The sequence below is a fragment of the Neobacillus sp. S1115 genome, from assembly GCF_055385565.1.
This window is the reverse complement of sequence record NZ_AP038275.1, coordinates 4552621-4576527: the sequence shown is the minus strand read 5'-3', so window position 1 is coordinate 4576527 and position 23907 is coordinate 4552621. Positions and strand designations below refer to the sequence as shown.

The window sequence follows — 23907 nt, the reverse complement described above, 5'->3', positions numbered from 1 at the left end:
CGCACGATGAGCGAATTTAGCATTTTGGAAATGGAACATGAGAACAATGGCCTGGGGAAAATCGAAATTGCTCCTGAAGTGATTGAAGTGATTGCCGGTATTGCCGCATCCGAGGTTGAAGGTGTAGCCGGAATGCGCGGAAACTTTGCAACAGGTGTGGTGGAGCGTCTAGGCAAGAAAAATCACGGAAAAGGCGTAAAGGTAGAACTGACAGAGACAGGAATCAAAATTGATGTTTACTGTTTAATGAAATTTGGAATTTCCATTCCATCAGTGGCAGGGAAAATTCAAGAAAATATCCGCCAAGCACTACTTAACATGACTGCACTCGAAGCAGAAGAGGTAAACATCCACGTAGTCGGCGTCCAATTCGAAACACAGAAAGTAGAACCAATTGTGGATGAAGAAGTATAAAAGCAAAAACCAAAGGATTCGCTCCTTTGGTTTTTTGTTTTCCGGAGAAATCGATTTCAAAGTGCGAATCAATTTTAATTATGCTATTATCAATTTATGTCTAAGGTTTCGACATTATTTTAATACTATAATATGGATGAAAAATAGTCATAAATTACTTAAAATCCCTAAAGGAGTTAACGGTATAATGAAAAGAAGAACTGCAAGAGAAAAGGCTTTACAAGCACTCTTTCAAATTGATGTCTCACAGAGCGAGCCATCCTCTGCAATTGAACACGTATTAGAGGGGGAAGCAGGCGACGATTATCTATCCCGGCTTGTTCTCGGAGTAGTCGAGCATAAAGAAGAAATTGACAAGCTAATCATTGAGAACTTAGAAAAATGGTCCATTGATCGTTTGGCAGCAGTTGACAGAAATATTTTAAGAATAGCTGCCTATGAATTAAAATTTATGCAGCCTGATGTCCCTGAAAATGTAATTTTAGATGAAGCAATTGAGATTGCCAAAATATATGGAGATGACCAATCAAGCAAGTTTATTAATGCTATTCTTTCAAAAGTAAAACAAAAGCTTGTTATGGAATAACTAATGGATGGATAACGGGAAGGGAGAAAAGGAAAATGACAACTGTTATTATCAATGGAAAAGAAGTCGCAGACAAAAAAAAGCATGAAATCGCCCAAGCGGTCTCAAGTCTGAAAGGTCAGGGGGTAACTCCGGGTTTAGTGGTTATCCTTGTCGGCAATAATCATGCATCCCGTACTTACGTCACCAATAAAGAGAAAACATGTAAAGAGCTTGGCATGAACTCATTATTAATTGAAATGCCGGAAGAAACGTCAGAGGCGGAACTTCTTGCAAAGATTGAAGAACTGAATAATGATGCTGCGATCCATGGCATTTTGGTCCAGCTTCCACTGCCAAAGCATATTGATGAGACAAAGGTCATCGAAACGATTTCGCCTTTAAAAGATGTTGACGGCTTTCATCCCATTAATATAGGCCGAATGATGACTGGACAGAAAACATTTTTGCCATGCACACCATATGGAATTATGGTATTGCTCGAAGAATATGGAATTTCTGTTGCCGGTAAACATGCAGTTGTCGTCGGCAGAAGCAACATCGTCGGGAAACCGGTTGGCCAATTACTGCTTAATCAGCACGCTACTGTCACCTATTGCCATTCAAGAACGAAGGATTTAGCCGAGCAAACAAGACAGGCAGATATTCTGGTTGCAGCCGTGGGAATTCCAAACTTTATTACTGCTGAACATGTTAAAGAGGGGGCAGTGGTTATTGATGTTGGAATTAACCGAAATGAGGCAGGAAAGCTTTGCGGCGATGTGGCATTTGCTGAAGTTAGTGAAAAAGCTGGATACATAACTCCTGTTCCAAAGGGTGTGGGTCCGATGACGATAACAATGCTTATGTATAATACCTTACAGTCTGCGAAGGAAAGTATGAACCGCAAATAAGTCTAAGAAATTGTCCTTATCTATGATGATTAGCCCTTATGTTCTTTTTGCGGACAAACCGGGGGGCTGATTATATAATGGATAGGGACAGTTTTTATCTTGTGGACTTAAAAAGGAGAACTTATGCAGGAACAAAGATATTTATCTGTGAATGCTTTAACCAAATACATAAAAAGAAAATTTGATGCCGACCCGCATTTAAGGGATCTTCATGTGCGCGGGGAAATTTCGAATTTTAAGCAGCATTCAAGCGGGCATATGTACTTTACGCTAAAGGACGAAAAGGCGCGAATTCTAGCTGTTATGTTCTCAAGCCACTCCAGGGCAATGAGATTTCAGCCGGAAAATGGGATGAAAGTGATTGTCAAAGGCGACATCTCCGTTTATGAACCGAGTGGACAGTATCAAATTTATATTAAAGACATGCAGCCTGATGGAATTGGCGAATTATTTCTCGCTTATGAACAATTAAAACAAAGGCTTGAAGCAGAAGGCTTGTTTGCACCGGAGAGAAAAAAGGCACTGCCTCTGTTTCCAAAAACAGTGGGCGTCATAACCTCACCAACTGGTGCAGCCATCCGTGATATTATCACAACGATTAAAAGGCGATTTCCGATCGTCAATATTCTGGTGTTTCCTGCCCTTGTGCAGGGGGATAACGCAGCTCCTTCTATTGCAAAGGCCATTGAAAAAGCCAATAATAAAGACATTGATGTTTTAATAGTCGGCCGCGGCGGCGGTTCGATTGAGGAGCTTTGGGCATTTAACGAGGAACTTGTGGCTCGGGCCATCTACCAATCAGCCATTCCGATCATCTCTGCTGTTGGACATGAAACGGATTTTACCATTGCTGATTTCGTTGCTGATTTAAGGGCACCTACTCCGACCAGTGCCGCAGAACTTGCTGTTCCTCATATAGAGGAATTGCTGGATCGAACCCTGCAGCGGCAAACACGACTTATTCGCGCTATGCAGGAAAAATTCCGCTATGAGAAAGAACGATTAAATCGCGTCCAAAAATCTTATGCTTTTCGTTATCCGCAGCGCCTTTATGAACAAAAGCTTGAACAGGTTGATAAGGAGACAGAAAGACTTGTGCGCGGCATATCGCGATTATTTTCATTAAAAAATGAGCAGTTAACTAATTTGGATAAATCACTCGAGCGAAACCACCCAAGTGAGGCATTGCAGGAAGCAGAAAAACATTTCGAACGTACCCAAAAAGAATTGAACCGGGCATTAAAGCAAATCCTGACAAAAAAACAAACTGATTTTGACCATATTCTTTCGACCTTGCAGGCGCTTAGCCCTCTAAAAATTATGGAGCGGGGCTATAGCTTGTCTTATACAGAAGATAACCGACTTGTTAAAAGCGTCAATCAAGTGAGTGTGTCTGATCAGGTCCAAATCCAGCTGACTGATGGCAGTCTATTCTGTAAAGTGGAAGAGATAAAGGAGAGGGATAAAAGTGACAAATGAACAAAAGTTAACCTTTGAAGAGGCGATGAACAAGCTCGAACAGCTTGTCGGGAAGCTTGAGGAAGGAGATGTCCCTTTAGAGGAAGCGATTATTTATTATAAAGAGGGCATGGAGTTATCTAAGCTTTGCCACGATAAATTGAAAAGTGTTGAGGAACAATTAACGCAAATTATTACGGAGGATGGACGTACGGAGAATTTCTCCGTAGTTGAGGAGGAATAGATTTGGAAACCGGACAGTTAGAGGCATTTGCAAAACAATATAAGCAGCTGCTTGAAAGCAATCTTCGTTCTCTGGTTGGAAAGCTGGATGCACCGGCGATAATAAAAGAATCTATGATCTATTCCCTTGAAGCAGGCGGTAAGAGGATTCGACCTCTCTTAGTTTTTGCTACAATAGATGCATTTGGAATGGATCCGAAAAAGGGGCTTTCTGCAGCAGCAGCGATTGAAATGATCCACACTTATTCTTTAATTCATGATGATTTGCCAAGCATGGATAATGATGATCTTAGACGAGGAAAGCCGACAAACCATAAAGTTTTCGGTGATGCTGTTGCAACTCTGGCCGGGGATGCTCTGTTAACCTACAGCTTTGAGGTGCTTGGAAATATTCCAAATGACTCTATTACTGCTGAAACAAGACTAAAACTAATCGTGGAAATGGCTAAGGCAGCCGGCACGGAAGGAATGGTTGGCGGCCAGGTGGCGGATATGGAGGGAGAAGGGAAATCCCTGTCCCTTCAGGAACTTGAATATATTCACATCCATAAAACTGGAAAGCTGTTAGGATTTAGTGTTTTAGCTGGTGCATTGATTGCCGGAGCGAATCAAAGTCAAATAGAGAGTCTGTCTGCATTCGCCCATCACTTGGGACTTGCCTTTCAAATTCAGGATGATATTTTGGATGTAGTTGGAAATGAGCAAGAAATCGGAAAACCGGTAGGAAGTGACACAACCAATTCAAAAAGCACCTATCCCAAATTGCTATCTCTTGATGGCGCGAAGGCGGCCCTCCGAGAGCAGACTCATCGAGCCAAAGAAAATCTGGCGAAAACCGGTTTAAATACGACATTATTAATGGAAATTACCGATTTGGTCGCTTCCCGAAACCATTAAAAAGCAGTGATTTGAGGCAATAGATTAAGTATGTTATAATTGTTTCCATGTGGAAAACGTTGTCAATCTGCCGTTATCACGATTGTGTTAGCGGCTATTTTATCATTATCTGTAAAGACACCTTAGAACGAAAAAGTATGAAAGTGAGTGGTCCATAAATGGATCTATTATCAATAAAAGACCCATCCTTTTTAAAAGGGATGTCCAATAAAGAACTGGAGGCTTTAAGTCAAGAAATTCGCCAATTCTTGATTGAAAAGCTGTCTGCCACTGGTGGGCATATCGGTCCAAATCTTGGGGTTGTTGAATTAACCATTGCTTTACATAAATGCTTTGACAGCCCAAAGGACAAAATTCTTTGGGATGTCGGTCACCAATCCTATGTCCACAAAATTCTAACCGGAAGAGCCTGTGAATTTGATACGTTGAGACAATTTAAGGGCTTATGCGGCTTTCCGAAACGGATTGAAAGTGAGCATGACGTGTGGGAGACAGGACATAGCTCTACATCTCTTTCGGCGGCTATGGGAATGGCAATTGCAAGAGACTTAAAAAAGGAAAAGAGCTTTGTCTTACCGGTGATTGGCGATGGGGCCTTAACAGGAGGTATGGCACTCGAGGCATTGAATCACATCGGCCATGAAAAAAAGGATATGATCGTTATTTTAAATGATAATGAGATGTCCATTGCCCCGAATGTCGGCGCGCTTCATAACATCCTTAGCCAATTGCGGACAGCGGGCAAATATCAATGGGTCAAGGATGAGCTTGAAGTCCTTTTGAAGAAGGTGCCTGCAGTCGGCGGAGTATTGGCTGCTACTGCGGAACGCATTAAAGACAGCCTAAAATATTTGCTGGTTTCCGGTATGTTTTTTGAAGAGCTGGGATTTACGTATCTTGGTCCGATTGACGGCCATAATTTCGAAGATTTATTTGAAAACTTCAGCTACGCCAAAAAGACCGAAGGACCTGTACTTCTTCACGTAATCACAAAGAAGGGGAAAGGCTTTAAACCGGCAGAGACCGATAAAACAGGGACATGGCATGGGACGGGCCCATATAAAATGGATACCGGCGATTTTGTTAAACCAAATAAAAAGCAGCCACCAGCCTGGAGCAGTCTTGTCAGTGAAACTGTGCGCAGGATGGCACGAAGCGATGAAAGGATTGTCGCGATTACTCCAGCCATGCCTGTTGGCTCAAAGCTTGAAAGTTTTGCAAAGGAATTCCCAGACCGAATGTATGATGTCGGAATTGCCGAACAGCATGCGGCTACTGTTGCGGCGGGCTTGGCAACCCAGAATATGAAGCCGTTCTTGGCGATTTACTCGACCTTCCTGCAGCGGGCATATGACCAGGTGGTCCATGATATTGCTCGGCAGAATTTAAATGTTTTTATCGGTATTGACCGGGCGGGACTAGTCGGTGCAGATGGCGAAACCCATCAAGGTGTGTTTGATATTGCCTTCCTAAGACATGTTCCAAATATAGTGCTAATGATGCCAAAGGACGAAAACGAAGGCCAGCACATGGTTTATACGGCATTGACCTATGATGACGGCCCGATTGCCATGAGGTTCCCACGCGGCAATGGTTTAGGGGTTCCGATGGACGAGGAATTGCAGAGTCTTCCGATTGGGTCCTGGGAAGTTTTAAAAGAGGGCGATGATGCTGCTATTTTGACTTTTGGCACGACAGTTCCAATGGCCATGGAAGCGGCTGAAATTCTTGGAAAGCAAGGAATTTCAGTAAAGGTAGTAAATGCTCGTTTCATTAAACCTATGGATGAAAAAATGCTAAGCGGCATCTTGGACGAAAATATCCCTATACTCACCATTGAAGAGGCCGTTTTACAGGGCGGGTTTGGCAGCTCGGTTCTTGAATATGCACACGATAAGGGATATTATTATTCGCAAATTGACAGAATGGGCATCCCTGACCAGTTTATTGAACATGGGGATGTCGGTTCCCTTCTTGAAGAAATCGGGTTAACAACTGAAGAAGTTGTGAAACGGGTTTCCATTTTGGCCAGGAAAAAACAACAAAGGGCATAATCAATGAAAAATAAAGAGCGTTTAGATGTATTATTGGTGGAAAAAGGTTTATTTGAAACCCGTGAAAAAGCCAAACGGGCAATTATGGCAGGGCTCGTTTATGGAAATGAAGAGAGGCTTGATAAGCCTGGTGAAAAAGTAAAAATTGATATTTCACTAAGCGTAAAGGGAAATGTGCTCCCATATGTAAGCCGAGGCGGGCTAAAGCTTGAAAAAGCCCTCAAGGTTTTTGATGTAAGTGTCACGGATAAGGTTCTGATCGATATTGGTGCATCAACTGGAGGGTTTACTGATTGTGCCCTGCAAAATGGCGCCAAGAAGTCATATGCCTTGGATGTCGGTTATAATCAGCTGGCGTGGAAGCTACGTCAAGATGAGCGGGTGGTAGTGATGGAAAGAACGAATTTCCGTTATGTCACACCTGCTGATTTAAGCGGGGAAATGCCCAATTTTGCTGTAATCGACGTTTCTTTTATATCCCTAACCTTAATTTTGCCTGTACTAAAAACACTTTTAGTCCCGGACAGCGACATAATTGCGTTAATTAAACCTCAGTTTGAGGCGGGCCGTGAACAGGTAGGCAAAAAAGGTATCGTACGTGATGAAAAAGTCCATTTGCAGGTTATTGACAAAATTATTGATTTTTCGATTACCCAAGGCTATACGGCAGCCAATTTATCCTTCTCTCCGATTACTGGCGGGGATGGAAACATTGAATTTCTTCTTCACCTTAAATGGGTAGGCGAACGGGAGGCAGGCGTTAACTCCCTGCCTGCAGAACCTGAGACAATAGTCAAAGAAGCACATAAAGAATTTCATACAAAACAACAATAAAAGGATGGGCGAATGCCTATCCTTTTTTGTTTGGCTTTTGTATATTACTGTATTTTTATGAAGAAAAAATGTACAAGTCTTCAAAAATGGGCTAACATATGAGTAGAAGTGCTCATTTTTTATTTAAACAGGAGTGGAAGAATGAATAAAGGTCAACGTCACATTAAAATAAGAGAAATTATTGCGGGAAATGATATTGAAACGCAGGATGAGTTAGTCGAGGAACTAAGAAGTGCCGGTTATAACGTAACCCAGGCGACAGTATCTCGTGACATAAAAGAATTGCATTTGGTAAAAGTTCCGTTAAGCGACGGGCGTTATAAATACAGCCTGCCTGCGGACCAAAGGTTTAATCCGCAGCAAAAATTGAAACGGGCTTTAATGGATGCCTTTGTCCGTATTGATTCGGCAGGCCATATGCTCGTGATGAAGTGTCTTCCCGGCAACGCAATGGCAATTGGCGCGCTGATTGATCACCTTGATTGGGATGAAATTCTTGGAACCATCTGCGGTGACGATACGATGCTGATTATTTGCCGGACACCGGAGGATACAGAGGTTATTACAAAGCGTTTTTTAGATATGCTTTAATTTGGGGGAGAGTCTCTTGTTGTCAGAACTATCGATTAAAAATTTCGCGATTATCGAAGCCTTAACGATTTCTTTTGAAAAAGGTTTAACTGTTTTAACGGGGGAAACGGGCGCGGGAAAATCGATTATAATTGATGCCATTCATTTGCTAGCAGGAGGTAGAGGGTCGGCTGAATTTGTCCGACATGGCGAAGATAAGGCAGAAATCGAAGGTTTGTTTCAAATTGACGAACCTCAGCATCCGGTCTACTTAAAGGCGCTTGAATTTGGCATTGATATAGAGGAAGGTATGGTCATATTGCGGCGGGATATTTCCCGCTCTGGCAAAAGCGTCTGCCGTATAAACGGTAAGCTCGTAACCATTTCAACATTAAGGGAAATCGGTTCCGCTCTTGTTGATATCCATGGCCAGCATGAACATCAGGAACTGATGGATGAAACGAGGCATCTGCCGCTTCTCGACCAATTTGGAGCAGAAGAAATCGCCGCCTCTTTAGAAGAGTACCAGGAGGTTTTTGCACGCTTTGAGAAGACGCGCCAGAAACTTAAAGCGTTAAGTGAAAACGACCAGCAGATGGCCCATCGTCTAGATTTGATTCTTTTTCAGTTAAATGAAATTCAAAAAGCCGATTTAAAGCTCCATGAAGATGAAGAATTAGCTGAGGAGAAAAGGAAATTGGCGAATTTTGAAAAGGTCTATGGGGCTTTTCAATTAAGTTATTCCGCATTAAACGGCGAGCAAAAAGGACTTGACTGGATTGGCATGGCTATGGGCCATCTTGAGGATGCCGGTTCCCTTGATAGCAACTATAAAGCATTATATGAACTAGTATCAAATTGCTATTATCAGCTGGAAGATGCGGCTCGTTCCTTAAGAAATGAAATGGATGACATGGAATTTGATCCGCAAAGATTACACGAAATCGAAGACCGCCTGAATGAAATTAACCAATTAAAACGAAAATACGGCAGAAGCATTAAGGAAATATTAGAATATGCCGCAAAAATAGAAGAAGAAATTGAAACATTGCAGAATAAAGAAACGCATATCAGTGAATTGGAAAAAGAATTGGCTTCCATCAATAAGGATTTAATTCTTGAGGCAAAAGAATTATCCGCCCTTAGGCAAAAGTGGGCTAAGAACCTCACTGGTCTTATACATACAGAGCTGAAGGAATTGTATATGGAAAAAACTGTTTTTGAAATACGAATCGAAACAGAGCCCCAGCATTTTTCAAAAACAGGAATAGACCATGTTCAGTTCTATATTTCCACAAACCCTGGCGAACCGCTAAAGCCATTGTCAAAAGTGGCATCCGGAGGGGAACTATCACGCATCATGCTGGCGTTAAAAAGTATTTTTTCCAAACATCAGGGAGTTACTTCGATTATCTTTGATGAAGTTGATACGGGTGTAAGCGGAAGGGTTGCCCAAGCGATTGCTGAAAAGATTTATAAAGTATCAGTAAATTCACAGGTTTTATGTATTTCCCACCTGCCGCAGGTTGCAGCGATGGCGGATACTCACCTATATATATCGAAACTGATTAAGGGTGGAAGAACGACGACTTCGGTTAAGCCGCTAAATGAACAAGAAAAAATAAAAGAGGTTGGCCGCATGATTTCGGGGACCGAAATTACGGAGTTAACGAAGCAACATGCGAAAGAATTATTGCAAATGGCAGAAGAAAATAAAAAAATTTGAAAAGCTATCCATCTTGGGTAGCTTTTTTATATAGAACAAAGTTATAAATGGTTGTCAAGGAGGCAAAATTATAGATGTAGCCATTTCAATTGCAGAAAAAGAAGCGAGGAGAGTGAAAAGATTTGAAATTAGAAATCGTTAGAAAAATAATTGGTGGAATTCTCCTTGTTTCATTATTCAGCCTTATTTTTTTTCAGCCTATGCGTGAGTATGTAAGTGTTCCGAAGAATATTACCCTTTTTGAGGGGCAGGATTTTAGCTTTAAAAAGGCTGCATTTGTTTCAGCTACGGTCCAATCACCCAATTCTAATATCACACTTGATCAGGAAAACCATTCAGTCGCTGTAAAAGCATCGGAAAACGGTAAGAACGAAATGCTATTAGAATTTGCAGGTATCCCCATTAAAAAGGTCGATGTAAACGTCTTAAAGGATTTTCGAGTGATTCCTGGCGGACAGTCGATTGGTGTAAAATTAAATACAGTTGGCGTATTAGTGGTTGGTCACCACCTAGTCAATACTGAAAACGGAAAGAAATCTCCAGGCGAAATTGCAGGAATAAAAATTGGCGATATCATTACAGAAATTAATGGAAATAAGATTGAAAAAATGGCTGATGTCGCGCCATTCGTTCAAAGTGCAGGGCAGGATGGAAAACCGCTTGAAATGGCAATCAGCCGTGAAAGCGGTAAATTTACAACGAAATTGACTCCTTTGAAGGATAAAGGAGAAAACAGCTATAAACTTGGTTTGTATATAAGGGATTCGGCTGCGGGCATCGGAACGATGACATTTATTCACCCGCAATCGAAGAAATATGGTGCGCTTGGTCATGTTATCTCGGATATGGATACAAAGCAGCCAATTGTCGTAGAAGATGGACAAATTGTCCGCTCTACGGTGACTTCCATTGAAAAGGGGAGCAACGGTGACCCCGGTGAAAAACTGGCCCGTTTCTCATCAGATCGTGAAATTGTAGGAAATATTAAAAAGAATAGTCCTTTTGGAATTTTTGGTGAATTGAACAAAGAATTAAAAAATGGAGTATTGGATAAACCACTGCCAATTGCCTTATCCCATCAGGTAAAAGAAGGGCCAGCTAAGATTTTGACAGTGGTCAATGATGACAAAGTAGAAGAATTTAACGTAGAAATTGTTAGTACAATTCCGCAAAAGTTTCCGGCGACAAAAGGCATGGTCATCAAAGTGACCGATCCAAAACTGCTTGAAAAAACAGGTGGAATCGTCCAAGGAATGAGCGGCAGCCCAATAATTCAGGATGGAAAATTAATCGGCGCTGTCACCCATGTGTTTGTGAATGATCCGACCTCCGGTTACGGGGTTCACATTGAATGGATGTTAAATGAAGCCGGAATTAACATATACGAAATGCCGAAAAATAAAGCAAGTTAAATGATAAGCAAAATGGGATAACTTTCCTATTTTGCTTTTTCTTTGATATAGATTTTTCGACAAAAATTAGTTATAATTTGGAAAAATGGCGTTTTTAGTCGAATTAACGAGAAAAATTAAGAAAAGATGAGATTTTATCACTATTTTAAGAAATATTAAAAAAATGAGAGGATTTTTTGTTGCATTGTCGAATTTCTAATTTAGAATAGAATTAGAGGATTTTTGACATTTACAAGATAGAGTATTGTGATAAGTTGAGGAGGAACCGGAGTTGAAGAAGATAAAAGTATGTGTCGTTGATGACAATAGAGAACTTGTAGGGTTATTGGAGGATTACATTTCTTCTCAAGATGACATGGAAGTGGCAGGTGTAGCCCATAATGGCCAGGAATGCCTGGATATGTTAAACACGATTGACCCAGATGTGCTTGTTCTTGATATTATCATGCCTCATCTTGACGGGCTGGCAGTACTGGAGCGCCTTCGCGAGTTGAAAAAAGGAGTATTGCCAAATGTCATTATGTTAACAGCTTTTGGCCAGGAAGATGTTACGAAAAAAGCAGTGGAGCTTGGTGCCTCCTATTTTATCCTAAAGCCTTTTGATATGGAAAATTTAGGCAGCCACATTCGTCAGGTTAGCGGCAGCAGAAGCTCATTCTCCGCACGGAAGGTTTCCGCCTCCACCTATCGAACACAACCGGATGCAAAACCAAAGAATCTCGATGCCAGCATTACAAGCATTATCCATGAAATTGGTGTACCTGCTCACATTAAAGGGTACTTATATTTGCGCGAAGCCATTTCGATGGTATTTAATGATATAGAACTGCTCGGCTCGATTACAAAAGTGTTATATCCTGATATTGCAAAAAAATATAATACAACCGCAAGCCGCGTGGAACGGGCCATCCGCCATGCCATTGAAGTAGCGTGGAGCCGCGGAAATATTGATTCCATTTCATCCCTATTTGGCTATACCGTCAGCATGTCCAAAGCAAAGCCGACCAATTCCGAATTCATTGCGATGGTGGCTGATAAACTGCGTCTGGAGCATAAGGCTTCTTGAAAGGAATAATAATAAAAAAGCCTCATTAGTTTGAGGCTTTTTATTGTGCAATTTTTCTAGTTCTTTTTATCTTTTTCCAATTCTATTAATTTTTGAATGAGAATATGCTGTGGCATATGCATAATCTGTTCTAGTGGGACTTTTAGTTTTTCGGCCAGTTTGACTGCAGTTTCAGGTGATATTTGTAAAGGTTTCATACAAGGCCCTCCAATCTGTTTAAGGAAGTGAAATAATGACACAAATATTTGCTCACCGCGGTTTTTCCGCAACGCATGCTGAAAATACAATGAGTTCCTTTCTGGCGGCTGAAAAAGCGGGTGCTGACGGGTTAGAGCTTGATGTCCAATTAACAAGTGATGGCGAAATCGTTGTTATTCATGATGAAAAAATTGATCGGACTACAAATGGGAATGGCTTTGTGAAAGACTTTTCATACAAAGAAATCAGGAAATTTAACGCCAATAACAAAGGATTTAAAAAAGAACCAATTCCAGCTTTGGAAGAAGTTCTGGAATGGATGAAAACAAACAAGCTCTTATGCAATATTGAGTTTAAGAACGGTCTTATTCCATATGAAGGAATGGAACAAAAGGTGATAGAAATGGTAGGGAAATATAATCTGTCGGATCGGATTATCATTTCTTCCTTCAACCATTATAGCATTGTTAACACATATCGTTTAGCGCCGGAAATTGAAACAGCCCCTCTTTTTATCGAAAGCATATACATGCCGTGGATTTATTCGCAATCAATAAGGGCCAGTGGAATTCATCCAAAGCATTCTACAATACCGGATCAAATTGTCAAAATGACAATGGAAAATGGTATCGCTGTACGGCCGTATACGGTTAATCGCGAAGCGGATATGCATCGTTTGTTTAATGTGAATTGTACAGCAATTATCACAGATAACCCGGTTAAGGCTAGAAAGGTTCGAAAACAATATGAAAAGAGACCGTGACAACGGCCTCTTTTATTTTTTGGTCCTCGTATCCTTAAATCGAGCCTGTACCTTATTTCTTTTACGGTCGCGATAAAGGATAAATCCTGCAACAAAACCTAAACCGCCTAAAAGTAAGAGTAATCCGACGATAAATTGAAGCCATAATTTCGGAAAGGGTGCTTGCAGAACCCCAAAGGTCATGTCACGCATTAATTTAATTCCAACCGCTGCCAAAAATCCAGGGATGACTAAAATGATGAGGGCAATAATCCGCTTCATAAAAATATCCTTCCGCTTTTTATTTAAGCATATCACATAAAAATAATAGTACATGGTTTTAATTTGTCAAGATGCGGGTTACGGTTTACAATTAATCTGAAAAAAATTGCATAAAAAACAATCTAAAATAGAAAAATTTTGCGTACTTTGATACATAGGGGCGGATTTCATGCAAAATATCATGATAGTCGGGGCCGGAAAAGGCGGAAGTGCCATTTTAAAAATTTTAAAAGAATCGGAAGTGCTTAATGTCTCTGTCGTAATTGACCGGAACTTAGACGCCCCCGGTATCCTTTTAGCCCAAAAGGAAGGAATCAAAACCGGAACGGATTGGCAGCCATTTTTAACCGAAAACCTTGACATCATCATTGAAGTAACAGGCGATGAAAACGTTTTTCAAAAATTACGAAACGAAAAGAGTCAAAAAACGATTTTAATCCCAGGCAGTGTCGCCTTTCTTGTCTCTAAATTAATGGAAGAAAAAGAAGAGCTAATTGAAAAGCATCAATATGAATCCTATCTTCAGGAGCTTATCTTTAATTCGACCAATGATGGAATGGTGGTTATTGACCATCAAGGATATATCATTCTTTTTAATCGAAGAGCCGAAGAAATGATGGGGGTAGACAAAGAGGAGACAATTGGTCAATATGTTACAGAAATCATCCCCCATAGCCGGCTGCCGATTATTTTGCAAACTAGAAGAATCGAAACAAATCAGGAGATGGTCTTGGGGAATGGCCGCAAGATTATCACAACTAGGATTCCGATTGTTGAGGAGAATGGAACTTTAATCGGTGCTCTCGCCGTTTTTAAGGATATAACCGAAGTGGTAAAGCTTGCTGAGGAAATCACTGATTTAAAAGAGATTCAGACGATGCTCCAAGCGATTATTCATTCTAGTGACGATGCCATTTCCGTCGTGGATGAAGAGGGCCGGGGAATCCTTATTAATCCCGCCTACACAAGATTAACAGGCCTTACGCAGGAGGAAGTAATCGGAAAACCTGCAACAGCTGATATTTCCGAAGGTGAAAGCATGCACATGAAGGTACTGCAAACGAGAAGGGCTGTGAGAGGTGTGCCAATGCGGGTAGGACCGCACAAACGGGAAGTCATCGTCAATGTGGCGCCAATCATCGTTACCGGGAAATTGAAAGGCAGCGTCGGGGTCATCCATGATATGTCAGAAATGAAATCGCTAAGCAGGGAATTGAACAGGGCCAGGCAGTTGATTCGTAAACTTGAAGCAAAATATTCATTTGAGGACATTATCGGAAAATCGGATGAAATGATGCTTGCCATTGAGCAGGCCAAATTGGGAGCAAAAACCCCTGCAACAGTTCTGCTGCGCGGTGAATCAGGGACAGGTAAAGAATTGTTTGCCCATGCGATCCATAATGCGAGCGACCGAAAATATAACAAGTTTATCCGAGTGAATTGTGCAGCTATATCCGAATCGCTGCTTGAAAGTGAACTGTTTGGCTATGAAGAGGGGGCGTTTTCAGGAGCGATAAGGGGAGGAAAGCGAGGGCTGTTTGAGGAAGCTAATAACGGAAGTATTTTTCTTGATGAAATAGGCGAGCTGTCCGCCAATACCCAGGCGAAGCTCCTCCGAGTTCTGCAGGAAAATGAAATTATCCGTGTAGGTGGAACTAAACCAATGACTATCAACGTACGAATCATTGCAGCTACTAATGTCAATTTAGAAAAGGGTATTGCGAAGGGAAGCTTTAGGGAAGACTTATACTACCGTTTGAATCGTATGCCTATCCACATTCCCCCATTGAGAAAACGGAAAGAGGAGATCCCCTCATTATCAGAACGGCTGATTCAAAAAATTAACCGTGATTATGGCCGGAACGTAGAAGGGATTACGCAGGCTGCTTTACATTTTTTGATGGAATATGACTGGCCGGGGAATGTCAGAGAACTGGAGAATATACTTGGCAGAGCGATTATTTTTATGAACTATTCCGAAACGCTCATTGATGTCCCTCATTTGCCACAACTAACAAGTAATATGGTACATAATGATCATTCCGATGATCGGATACAGGGTTCCATCTCTTTGGAGGGCACATTATCAGAAATGATAGAAAAGCATGAGGCAAAGATTATCCTGCAAACATTGGCCCGCCTCAACGGAAATAAAACACAAACGGCGAAAGCCCTTGGACTTTCAGTGAGAAACTTATATTATAAGCTAGAAAAATACAATCTTGAAAATAATAGCATGCAATAAATTTCAAGGTGTGAAATTTTTTGCATGTTTACATTCTGTTAAATAAAGCGTTTTCATAAAAAGAGCTTTGGCATGATTATTGCATATTAAATATATGGAGTTGCAGGAAAGGTGAAAGGGTTGATGATAGCTTGCTGCTTGAAACATTGATTGACAAAGCAACCCAAAATGATGCTAAAACAGTTGCAGTTGCGGCTGCAGAAGACGAGGAAGTGATTGAAGCAGTCCTTGATGCGCTAAATCGTAACTTGGCACATTTTTTACTATTTGGTGATCAAGAAAAGATCAAGCCCATCCTTCAATTGAAAGGAATAGATGCAAATAGCGAGAATCGTCTTACGATTTTCCATACTGCCTCATTAGCCGAAGCGGCTGATTCCGCTGTTAAAGCAGTCTCAAGCAAAGAGGCTCATGTGTTAATGAAGGGGAATCTTCCTACTAATATTATTTTAAAGTCAGTTTTAAATAAGGAATTTGGCTTACGGACAGGGAGTGTGCTATCTCACACGGCTGTATTCGAAGTGCCCGGATTTGAACGGTTTATTATCGTAACGGATGCAGCTATGAACATTGCTCCTGATTTACAGCTGAAAGTACAAATTGTCAAAAACGCTGTTGCCCTGGCTAAGGCTATTGGGATTGAAACCCCAAAGATCGCGCCCATTGCGGCAGTCGAAGAAGTAAACCCTGCCATGCAGGCAACCTTGGATGCTGCTGCGTTAACCATGATGAACAGAAGGGGACAAATAAAAGGCTGCCTTATCGATGGCCCGCTTGCATTGGATAACGCCATCTCTACACTTGCTGCCGAGCACAAAGGGATTCAAAGCGAGGTTGCAGGGGAAGCTGACATTCTATTGGTACCTGCGATTGAAGTGGGAAACGCCTTATATAAATCATTAATTTATTTTGCAAATGCCAAAGTGGGTGCCGTCATCTCTGGAGCAAAAGCACCAATCGTCTTGACTTCAAGAGCTGATTCGGCTGAGAGCAAGCTATATTCGCTGGCATTGGCATTGTGTTCTGTATAGTACAAGTACGCTTATTTTTCAGAGGAGGAATTAATATGGAAATTTTTAAATACCTAGAGCAATATGATTATGAGCAGGTAGTGTTCTGCCAGGATAAACAATCCGGATTAAAAGCGATTATTGCCATTCATGATACAACCTTGGGACCAGCACTTGGCGGTACACGGATGTGGACATATGAATCAGAAGAAGCGGCAATCGAAGATGCGCTAAGACTTGCTAAAGGGATGACATACAAAAATGCGGCAGCAGGATTAAATCTTGGCGGTGGTAAAACGGTTATCATCGGCGACCCGCGCAAGGATAAAAACGAAGAAATGTTCCGTGCTTTCGGGCGTTATGTTCAGGGCTTGAATGGACGCTATATTACAGCGGAAGACGTTGGAACAACTGTTGCGGACATGGACTTGATTCATGAAGAAACTGACTATGTTACTGGTATTTCTCCCGCATTCGGTTCATCGGGAAATCCTTCTCCGGTAACGGCATATGGTGTATACCGTGGAATGAAAGCCGCAGCAAAGGCGGCATTTGGTTCTGATTCCCTTGAAGGAAAGGTAGTCGCAATCCAAGGGGTTGGAAATGTAGCTTATAGTCTTTGCCGTCATTTACATGAAGAAGGTGCCCAGTTAATCGTTACTGATATAAATAGGGAAGCCGTTAACCGTGCAGTAGAAGAATTTGGCGCCCGTGCAGTGGACCCAAATGAAATCTATGGAGTAGAGTGTGATATTTATGCTCCATGTGCGCTAGGTGCAACGGTTAATGACGATACAATCCCACAATTGAAAGCAAGAGTAATTGCTGGTTCTGCTAATAACCAATTAAAGGAAACCCGTCATGGCGACCTCATTCATGAAATGGGAATTGTATATGCACCTGATTACGTCATAAATGCGGGCGGAGTCATTAACGTTGCGGATGAATTATATGGCTATAACTATGAGCGCGCTATGAAAAAAGTAGAAACCATCTACAACAGCATTGAAAAAGTGATTGAAATTTCTAAGCGGGATGGTATTCCAACCTACGTGGCAGCAGACCGCATGGCAGAGGAACGGATTGAAAGAATACGCAATTCCAGAAGCCAATTCCTGCAGAATGGCCACAATATTTTAAGTAGAAGAAGAACCAGATAGAAACAACTGAAATACTTTAGCAAAGCGCTGAATGGGGGAAATTCAGCGTCTTTGCCTTTAATATTCGAAAGTCAAGTGTTTCAGAAGTAAATTGGAGGTTTATCCGTTGCCAAATAAAGAATATCGAATTCTCGTCATTAACCCCGGTTCCACCTCCACAAAAATTGGAGTATTCGATAATGAAATTTCCATTCTTGAAAAAAACCTTCGACATGACATGGAGATTCTTAATACTTTTGCTAATATTATTGACCAGTATGAATTCAGAAAGAATGTGATTTTGGAGACACTGGATCATGAAGGAATCAATCTTTCGAAATTAAATGCTGTCTGTGGGCGGGGCGGCCTGCTTCGTCCAATTGAGGGCGGAACATATGCAGTTAACAGCCAAATGCTAGAAGACCTTAAGAAAGGTTATTCCGGTCAGCATGCATCTAATCTCGGCGGTATCATTGCCTTTGAAATAGCTTCGGGACTTAATATTCCTTCATATATCGTCGACCCGGTTGTTGTCGATGAACTTGACCCCATCGCCAGAATCTCAGGCTTTTCATTAATCGAAAGAAAAAGCATTTTTCATGCGTTAAATCAAAAAGCTGTCGCCAGACGGGCTGCCAAAGAGCTTGGAAAAAAATACAACGAATTAAATTTGATTGTTACTCATATGGGGGGCGGAATTACTGTCGGAGTACATAAACAGGGCAGGGTCGTCGATGTCAATAATGGCCTCCATGGCGAAGGCCCCTTCAGTCCGGAGCGTGCCGGAACAGTTCCGGCGGGTGATTTAGTTGCTTTATGCTATTCAGGTGAATATTTCAGAGAAGAAATGATGAAAAAGCTGGTCGGCCAAGGCGGGCTTGTCGGGTACCTTGGTACAAATGATGCACTGCAGGTTGAGCAGCGAATCGCGGTTGGGGATCAGGAGGCAAAGCTGATCTATGAGGCAATGGCATACCAGGTGGCAAAAGAAATTGGCTCTGCCAGCGCTGTTCTGTCCGGAAAAGTAGATGCTATTTGTTTAACAGGCGGCTTGGCATATGGTAAAGAATTTGTTAAATCAATTATTGATCGGATTAAATGGATTGCAGACGTAATTGTCCACCCGGGTGAAAATGAGCTGCAGGCGTTAGCGGAAGGGGCACTTCGTGTCTTACTCGGCGAAGAAGAGGTTAAGGATTACCCAGGGAAATTTAAAACAGTGAAAATTTAGGGGAATTTGGGAGGGAACCAAATGGCACAAGAATATGATTTGGTCATACTTGGCGGAGGGACCGGCGGCTATGTAGCGGCGATCCGCGCCTCACAGCTTGGTTTGAAAACGGCAATTGTTGAAAAAGGCAAACTTGGAGGTACCTGTCTTCATAAGGGCTGTATTCCAAGTAAGGCACTGCTCAGGAGTGCGGAAGTGTTTGCAACAGCAAAGCGCAGCGATGAATTCGGTGTGATCACTGGAGAAGTTTCGGTTAATTTTGGCAAGGTTCAAGAACGAAAAAACAAAATTATTGACCAGTTGCATAAAGGTGTCCAGCATCTAATGAAGCAGGGGAAAATCGATGTATTTGAAGGAATTGGCCGGATATTGGGACCTTCGATTTTTTCGCCGATGCCAGGGACCATTTCCGTTGAAATGAACAATGGTTCTGAAAATGAAATGCTCATCCCAAAGAATGTCATTATCGCGACCGGGTCAAGACCGCGGACATTGCCAGGTCTTGACATTGACGGCGAATACGTCATGTCCTCTGATGAAGCCCTTCAGCTTGAAGCCCTTCCCAGCTCGATCATTATTGTGGGGGGGGGAGTAATTGGAATTGAGTGGGCCTCGATGCTTTCCGATTTTGGCGTAGAGGTGACTGTTCTTGAGTACGCAAACCAAATTATACCGACGGAGGATCATGAGATTTCGAAAGAAATGCAGCGTTTGATGAAGAAGCGGAAGATTAATATTATTACAAGCGCAAAAGTTCTTCCTGAAACATTGGTGAAAGATAATGGAGTGGCCATCTCGGCAGAAGTAAAGGGTTCGGTGAAAGAGTTCAAAGCGGAAAAGCTGCTTGTATCAGTAGGGCGGCAGGCCAATACTGAGGGCATTGGACTTGATAATACAGAGATTCAAATTGAAAAAGGTTTTATTGTAACGAATGAGGTTTTTCAAACAAAAGAATCCCATATATATGCCATTGGTGATGTGATAGGCGGGCTGCAGCTTGCCCATGTTGCCTCGCATGAAGGGATTATTGCTGTGGAGCATATTGCCGGTGAAAAAACGTCACCGCTTAATTATGACCTAGTTTCCAGATGCATTTACAGCAGTCCCGAGGTTTCCAGTGTCGGTATTACAGAGAATCAAGCAAAGGAAAATGGGCATAAAGTAAAAGTGGGGAAATTTTCTTTCCGTGCTATTGGGAAAGCCCTTGTATTCGGTGAAGCAGATGGATTTGTTAAAATTATTGCTGATGAGGAGACCGATGATATTTTAGGGGTGCATATGATTGGTCCTCATGTTACTGATATGATTTCGGAAGCTGGCCTTGCAATGGTGCTTGATGCTGTACCATGGGAAATTGCCCACACCATCCATCCTCATCCAACCCTTTCGGAAGCAATTGGCGAGGCGGCATTGGCTGTTGATGGGAAGGCCATACATGGATAAGTTTTTGGGAGAGAAATGATTTAAAGCGAACAAACGGGAGGAATGAAGTTAATGGTGGAAAAGCGTCATGAAGCTTTAGGCTTAAGCGATGAAAAAGTGCTGGAAATGTTTGAAACGATGCTTTTGGCCCGCCGTATCGATGAGCGGATGTGGCTGTTGAACCGTGCAGGTAAAATACCATTTGTAATATCCTGCCAAGGGCAGGAGGCTGCACAGGTAGGTGCTGCCTTTGCCCTAGACCGGGAAAAAGATTATGTATTGCCCTATTATCGTGATATGGGTGTCGTATTAACGTTTGGGATGACTCCAAAAGAGTTGATGCTGTCAGGTTTCGCCAAAGCAGAAGACCCTAACTCCGGAGGGCGGCAGATGCCGGGACATTTTGGGCAAAAGAAGAATCGGATCGTCACCGGTTCATCGCCTGTAACTACGCAAGTTCCTCATGCGGTGGGGATTTCACTTGCCGGTAAAATGGAGAAGAAGGACTTTGTTTCCTTTGTTACGTTCGGGGAAGGATCCTCAAACCAGGGGGATTTCCATGAGGGTGCCAACTTTGCTGGTGTTCATAAACTACCGGTCATTTTTATGTGTGAAAATAATAAATATGCGATATCTGTGCCAATTGAAAAACAATTGGGTTGTGAGAAGGTTTCTGACCGTGCCATTGGTTACGGCATGCCCGGCTATACAGTAGACGGCAATGACCCGTTAGAGGTTTATAAAGTTGTTAAGGAAGCGGCCGAGCGCGGGCGCCGCGGCGAAGGTCCGACTTTAGTTGAAACTGTTTCTTATCGTTTAACTCCGCATTCTTCTGACGATGATGACCGCTCATACCGGGCGCCTGATGAGGTTGCAAAGGCAAAATCGCAGGACCCAATCATCACCTTTGGTGCATATCTGAAGGAAACCGGCGTGTTGAATGATGTATTGGAGCAGGAAATCAATGACCGCGTCATGCAGATCGTCAATGAAGCCACTGACTATGCAGAAAATGCACCTTATGCAGCGCCAGAGGATGCATTGAAATATGTATACGGGGATCGTTAGGGGGAAGAAATATGGCAGTTATTTCATATATTGATGCAGTTACTATGGCCATTCGCGAGGAAATGGAGAGAGACTCACGAGTTTTTGTTCTTGGTGAAGATGTGGGGCGAAAAGGCGGCGTTTTTAAGGCTACACAAGGACTGTATGAACAATTTGGTGAAGATCGCGTAATTGATACGCCGCTGGCGGAATCAGCGATAGCCGGTGTCGGAATCGGGGCCGCCATGTACGGAATGCGGCCAATTGCGGAAATGCAGTTCGCTGATTTTATTATGCCCGCAGTAAACCAAATTATTTCCGAGGCGGCAAGGATCCGATATCGTTCTAATAACGATTGGAACTGTCCAATTGTCATCCGCGCTCCATATGGCGGCGGCGTTCATGGAGCTTTGTATCATTCACAATCAGTTGAGGCCGTATTTGCAAATCAGCCAGGCTTAAAAATTGTGATGCCATCCACCCCATATGATGTAAAGGGACTTTTAAAAGCGGCCATTCGCGATAATGACCCGGTGTTATTTTTCGAACATAAACGGGCCTACCGCTTAATTAAAGGTGAAGTGCCTACTGAAGATTATACCCTGCCAATTGGTAAAGCAGATGTAAAGCGTGAAGGAGAGGACATCACTGTTATCACTTACGGGCTTTGCGTGCATTTTGCCCTGCAAGCGGCAGAGAAATTAGCCAAAGACGGCATATCTGCGCATATTTTGGATTTACGTACCGTTTATCCGCTAGATAAAGAAGCGATTATCGAAGCAGCATCGAAAACAGGTAAGGTACTGCTCGTCACGGAGGACAATAAAGAAGGCAGCATTATGAGTGAGGTTGCCGCCATTATTGCCGAGAACTGCTTATTTGAACTGGATGCTCCAATTAAAAGGTTAGCCGGCCCAGATGTTCCAGCAATGCCATATGCGCCAACAATGGAAAAATTCTTTATGGTCAATCCGGATAAGGTCGAAAAAGCAATGCGCGAGCTTGCGGAGTTTTAGGTTTAGGAGGATGAAATAGTGGCAACTGAACAAATTAAAATGCCGCAGTTAGGCGAAAGTGTAACGGAAGGTACAATCAGCAAATGGCTAGTCTCTGTTGGAGATAAGGTAAATAAATACGACCCTCTGGCAGAGGTCATGACAGATAAGGTTAACGCGGAAGTTCCTTCTTCTTTTTCAGGTGTAATTAAGGAACTAATTGCTTCCGAAGGTGATACAATGGCTGTTGGGGAAATTATCTGTACCATCGAAACGGAAGGCGGCGCTCCTGCTCCGGAGGCAGCTGTTTCCGCACCTGAACTAAAAGCGGCTGTAGGGAACGGTATTGCCACTCCTGTTGATCAGGGGAATCGGGCCAGGTATTCGCCGGCTGTTCTTAAGTTATCGCAGGAGCATGGCATTGATTTAACGCAGGTTTTAGGTACTGGTGCTGGGGGCAGGATAACTCGTAAGGATTTATTGCAAATCATTGAGTCTGGTAATATTCCAGCAGCAGGACAAAAAGCGGAAGCACCAGTGCAAGCAGCTAGTAAACTGCCTGTTCAGGAGGCTGTGGCTCCAAGTCAGCCTGCTCCAGCAGCAATTGCACCGGCACCTGCCGTATCGGTTCCGGTGGCAGCGGGGGATATCGAAATTCCAGTTACCGGCGTTCGCAAAGCGATTGCCACGAACATGCTGCGCAGCAAGCATGAAATACCGCATGCCTGGACAATGGTGGAAGTCGATGCCACCAACCTTGTTGACTACCGCAATTCCATAAAAGATGAATTCAAGAAAAAAGAAGGATTTAATTTAACATTCTTTGCTTTCTTTGTAAAAGCTGTTTCTCAGGCTCTAAAAGAATTCCCACAAATTAATTCGATGTGGGCCGGCGACAAGATTATTCAAAAGAAGGATATCAATATTTCGATTGCAGTCGCCACAGATGACGCTTTATTCGTGCCTGTCATCAAAAATGCCGATGACAAAACGATTAAAGGTATTGCCCGTGAAATCTCTGACCTTGCCGTGAAGGTGCGGTCCGGAAAGCTTCGTCCGGAGGATATGCAGGGTGGTACGATAACAGTCAATAACACCGGCTCTTTTGGTTCTGTCCAGTCAATGGGCATCATTAATTACCCGCAGGCCGCGATCCTTCAGGTCGAATCGATTGTGAAACGTCCTGTTGTCATGAATAACGGGATGATTGCAGTTCGTGACATGGTTAATCTTTGTATGTCTTTAGATCACCGTGTTCTTGACGGGCTTGTTTGCGGCCGGTTCCTGGCTAGGGTGAAAGAAATCATCGAAAACATGTCTAAAACAACAACCTCTATTTACTAAAAAATTTGCCGGCAACAGCCGCCATTCAAGTTTTGATTGGCGGCTGTTTATTTTTAAAGTTTTGAAAATGTTTGCCTGAATCGAGGTTGTACCCTAAAA

23 protein-coding genes are annotated in these 23907 nt (G+C 42.5%); 21 read left to right on the top strand and 2 right to left on the bottom strand.

The annotated features are described in order from the left end of the window. Positions 1 to 6 precede the first annotated feature (6 nt). The 12 genes from ACZ5B7_RS22330 (at position 7) to spo0A (ending at position 12153) form a co-directional block, all read left to right on the top strand. Positions 7 to 414, top strand: a complete 408-nt coding sequence (locus ACZ5B7_RS22330) for an Asp23/Gls24 family envelope stress response protein (RefSeq protein WP_213120236.1) — start codon at positions 7 to 9, stop codon at positions 412 to 414. Positions 415 to 601: 187 nt separating this feature from the next. Beyond that, entirely contained in the window at positions 602 to 1000 is a 399-nt protein-coding gene (nusB, locus tag ACZ5B7_RS22325) for a transcription antitermination factor NusB (protein ID WP_213144903.1), read from the top strand. Between the two features lie 35 nt (positions 1001 to 1035). After that, entirely contained in the window at positions 1036 to 1893 is an 858-nt protein-coding gene (folD, locus tag ACZ5B7_RS22320; protein WP_464491043.1) for a bifunctional methylenetetrahydrofolate dehydrogenase/methenyltetrahydrofolate cyclohydrolase FolD, read from the top strand. A gap of 123 nt (positions 1894 to 2016) precedes the next feature. Continuing rightward, positions 2017 to 3372: an exodeoxyribonuclease VII large subunit gene (gene xseA / locus ACZ5B7_RS22315; protein ID WP_464491042.1), complete on the top strand. Its 1356-nt coding sequence runs from the start codon at positions 2017 to 2019 to the stop codon at positions 3370 to 3372. After that, complete coding sequence (locus ACZ5B7_RS22310) at positions 3362 to 3595, top strand: exodeoxyribonuclease VII small subunit (RefSeq protein ID WP_213144906.1); 234 nt, start codon at positions 3362 to 3364, stop codon at positions 3593 to 3595. The genes xseA and ACZ5B7_RS22310 overlap by 11 nt, the downstream gene beginning before the upstream one ends. A 2-nt stretch (positions 3596 to 3597) precedes the next feature. Beyond that, complete coding sequence (locus ACZ5B7_RS22305) at positions 3598 to 4491, top strand: polyprenyl synthetase family protein (RefSeq protein WP_464491041.1); 894 nt, start codon at positions 3598 to 3600, stop codon at positions 4489 to 4491. Between the two features lie 158 nt (positions 4492 to 4649). Next, a complete protein-coding gene (gene dxs, locus ACZ5B7_RS22300; protein WP_464491040.1) occupies positions 4650 to 6545 on the top strand; it encodes a 1-deoxy-D-xylulose-5-phosphate synthase in 1896 nt (631 codons plus the stop codon). A gap of 3 nt (positions 6546 to 6548) precedes the next feature. After that, positions 6549 to 7379, top strand: coding sequence for a TlyA family RNA methyltransferase (locus ACZ5B7_RS22295; protein WP_213144909.1), 831 nt, complete (start codon positions 6549 to 6551; stop codon positions 7377 to 7379). 141 nt (positions 7380 to 7520) lie between these two features. Then, on the top strand, positions 7521 to 7970 hold the full coding sequence (gene ahrC / locus ACZ5B7_RS22290) for a transcriptional regulator AhrC/ArgR (RefSeq protein ID WP_213120243.1): 450 nt from the start codon (positions 7521 to 7523) through the stop codon (positions 7968 to 7970). A gap of 16 nt (positions 7971 to 7986) precedes the next feature. Next, the gene (recN, locus tag ACZ5B7_RS22285; protein ID WP_464491039.1) at positions 7987 to 9675 is read left to right on the top strand and encodes a DNA repair protein RecN; all 1689 of its coding nucleotides are present in this window, start codon (positions 7987 to 7989) and stop codon (positions 9673 to 9675) included. A gap of 122 nt (positions 9676 to 9797) precedes the next feature. After that, positions 9798 to 11087, top strand: a complete 1290-nt coding sequence (gene spoIVB, locus ACZ5B7_RS22280; protein ID WP_464491038.1) for a SpoIVB peptidase — start codon at positions 9798 to 9800, stop codon at positions 11085 to 11087. A 271-nt stretch (positions 11088 to 11358) separates the two neighbouring features. Further along, a complete protein-coding gene (gene spo0A, locus ACZ5B7_RS22275) occupies positions 11359 to 12153 on the top strand; it encodes a sporulation transcription factor Spo0A (protein ID WP_213144912.1) in 795 nt (264 codons plus the stop codon). Between the two features lie 56 nt (positions 12154 to 12209). Here the strand turns inward: spo0A and ACZ5B7_RS22270 are convergent, their stop codons facing one another. Then, the gene (locus tag ACZ5B7_RS22270) at positions 12210 to 12350 is read right to left on the bottom strand and encodes a YycC family protein (RefSeq protein ID WP_213144913.1); all 141 of its coding nucleotides are present in this window, start codon (positions 12348 to 12350) and stop codon (positions 12210 to 12212) included. A gap of 35 nt (positions 12351 to 12385) precedes the next feature. On the opposite strand from ACZ5B7_RS22270, the gene ACZ5B7_RS22265 reads away from it, so the two are divergent. After that, complete coding sequence (locus ACZ5B7_RS22265) at positions 12386 to 13114, top strand: glycerophosphodiester phosphodiesterase (protein WP_464491037.1); 729 nt, start codon at positions 12386 to 12388, stop codon at positions 13112 to 13114. Positions 13115 to 13126: 12 nt separating this feature from the next. On the opposite strand, the gene ACZ5B7_RS22260 is transcribed toward ACZ5B7_RS22265, so the two are convergent. Further along, on the bottom strand, positions 13127 to 13375 hold the full coding sequence (locus ACZ5B7_RS22260) for a DUF2627 domain-containing protein (RefSeq protein ID WP_213144915.1): 249 nt from the start codon (positions 13373 to 13375) through the stop codon (positions 13127 to 13129). 169 nt (positions 13376 to 13544) lie between these two features. Here ACZ5B7_RS22260 and ACZ5B7_RS22255 point away from each other — a divergent pair, with 169 nt between their 5' ends. The 8 genes from ACZ5B7_RS22255 (at position 13545) to ACZ5B7_RS22220 (ending at position 23808) form a co-directional block, all read left to right on the top strand. Next, positions 13545 to 15620, top strand: coding sequence for a sigma-54 interaction domain-containing protein (locus tag ACZ5B7_RS22255; protein ID WP_464491036.1), 2076 nt, complete (start codon positions 13545 to 13547; stop codon positions 15618 to 15620). 131 nt (positions 15621 to 15751) lie between these two features. Beyond that, a complete protein-coding gene (gene yqiS / locus ACZ5B7_RS22250) occupies positions 15752 to 16651 on the top strand; it encodes a phosphate butyryltransferase (protein ID WP_464491035.1) in 900 nt (299 codons plus the stop codon). A 35-nt stretch (positions 16652 to 16686) separates the two neighbouring features. Further along, complete coding sequence (gene bcd / locus ACZ5B7_RS22245) at positions 16687 to 17790, top strand: branched-chain amino acid dehydrogenase (RefSeq protein WP_378584019.1); 1104 nt, start codon at positions 16687 to 16689, stop codon at positions 17788 to 17790. Between the two features lie 106 nt (positions 17791 to 17896). Next, positions 17897 to 19000: a butyrate kinase gene (buk, locus tag ACZ5B7_RS22240; RefSeq protein ID WP_464491034.1), complete on the top strand. Its 1104-nt coding sequence runs from the start codon at positions 17897 to 17899 to the stop codon at positions 18998 to 19000. A 21-nt stretch (positions 19001 to 19021) separates the two neighbouring features. After that, positions 19022 to 20443, top strand: a complete 1422-nt coding sequence (gene lpdA / locus ACZ5B7_RS22235; RefSeq protein ID WP_464491033.1) for a dihydrolipoyl dehydrogenase — start codon at positions 19022 to 19024, stop codon at positions 20441 to 20443. 42 nt (positions 20444 to 20485) lie between these two features. Beyond that, positions 20486 to 21490 (top strand): thiamine pyrophosphate-dependent dehydrogenase E1 component subunit alpha, encoded by a 1005-nt coding sequence (locus ACZ5B7_RS22230; RefSeq protein WP_277398328.1) that lies wholly within the window; start codon positions 20486 to 20488, stop codon positions 21488 to 21490. An 11-nt stretch (positions 21491 to 21501) separates the two neighbouring features. After that, a complete protein-coding gene (locus ACZ5B7_RS22225) occupies positions 21502 to 22485 on the top strand; it encodes an alpha-ketoacid dehydrogenase subunit beta (protein WP_423799034.1) in 984 nt (327 codons plus the stop codon). An 18-nt stretch (positions 22486 to 22503) separates the two neighbouring features. Next, on the top strand, positions 22504 to 23808 hold the full coding sequence (locus tag ACZ5B7_RS22220) for a dihydrolipoamide acetyltransferase family protein (RefSeq protein ID WP_464491032.1): 1305 nt from the start codon (positions 22504 to 22506) through the stop codon (positions 23806 to 23808). The last annotated feature ends 99 nt before the right edge of the window (positions 23809 to 23907 follow it).

Coding starts and splice junctions, on each gene's coding strand:
- ACZ5B7_RS22330 (WP_213120236.1), top strand. CDS start 7: ATGAGCGAATTTAGCATTTTGGAAATGGAACATGAGAACAATGGCCTG.
- nusB (WP_213144903.1), top strand. CDS start 602: ATGAAAAGAAGAACTGCAAGAGAAAAGGCTTTACAAGCACTCTTTCAA.
- folD (WP_464491043.1), top strand. CDS start 1,036: ATGACAACTGTTATTATCAATGGAAAAGAAGTCGCAGACAAAAAAAAG.
- xseA (WP_464491042.1), top strand. CDS start 2,017: ATGCAGGAACAAAGATATTTATCTGTGAATGCTTTAACCAAATACATA.
- dxs (WP_464491040.1), top strand. CDS start 4,650: ATGGATCTATTATCAATAAAAGACCCATCCTTTTTAAAAGGGATGTCC.
- ACZ5B7_RS22295 (WP_213144909.1), top strand. CDS start 6,549: ATGAAAAATAAAGAGCGTTTAGATGTATTATTGGTGGAAAAAGGTTTA.
- ahrC (WP_213120243.1), top strand. CDS start 7,521: ATGAATAAAGGTCAACGTCACATTAAAATAAGAGAAATTATTGCGGGA.
- ACZ5B7_RS22270 (WP_213144913.1), bottom strand. CDS start 12,350: ATGAAACCTTTACAAATATCACCTGAAACTGCAGTCAAACTGGCCGAA.
- ACZ5B7_RS22265 (WP_464491037.1), top strand. CDS start 12,386: ATGACACAAATATTTGCTCACCGCGGTTTTTCCGCAACGCATGCTGAA.
- ACZ5B7_RS22260 (WP_213144915.1), bottom strand. CDS start 13,375: ATGAAGCGGATTATTGCCCTCATCATTTTAGTCATCCCTGGATTTTTG.
- ACZ5B7_RS22255 (WP_464491036.1), top strand. CDS start 13,545: ATGCAAAATATCATGATAGTCGGGGCCGGAAAAGGCGGAAGTGCCATT.
- bcd (WP_378584019.1), top strand. CDS start 16,687: ATGGAAATTTTTAAATACCTAGAGCAATATGATTATGAGCAGGTAGTG.
- lpdA (WP_464491033.1), top strand. CDS start 19,022: ATGGCACAAGAATATGATTTGGTCATACTTGGCGGAGGGACCGGCGGC.
- ACZ5B7_RS22230 (WP_277398328.1), top strand. CDS start 20,486: ATGAAGTTAATGGTGGAAAAGCGTCATGAAGCTTTAGGCTTAAGCGAT.
- ACZ5B7_RS22225 (WP_423799034.1), top strand. CDS start 21,502: ATGGCAGTTATTTCATATATTGATGCAGTTACTATGGCCATTCGCGAG.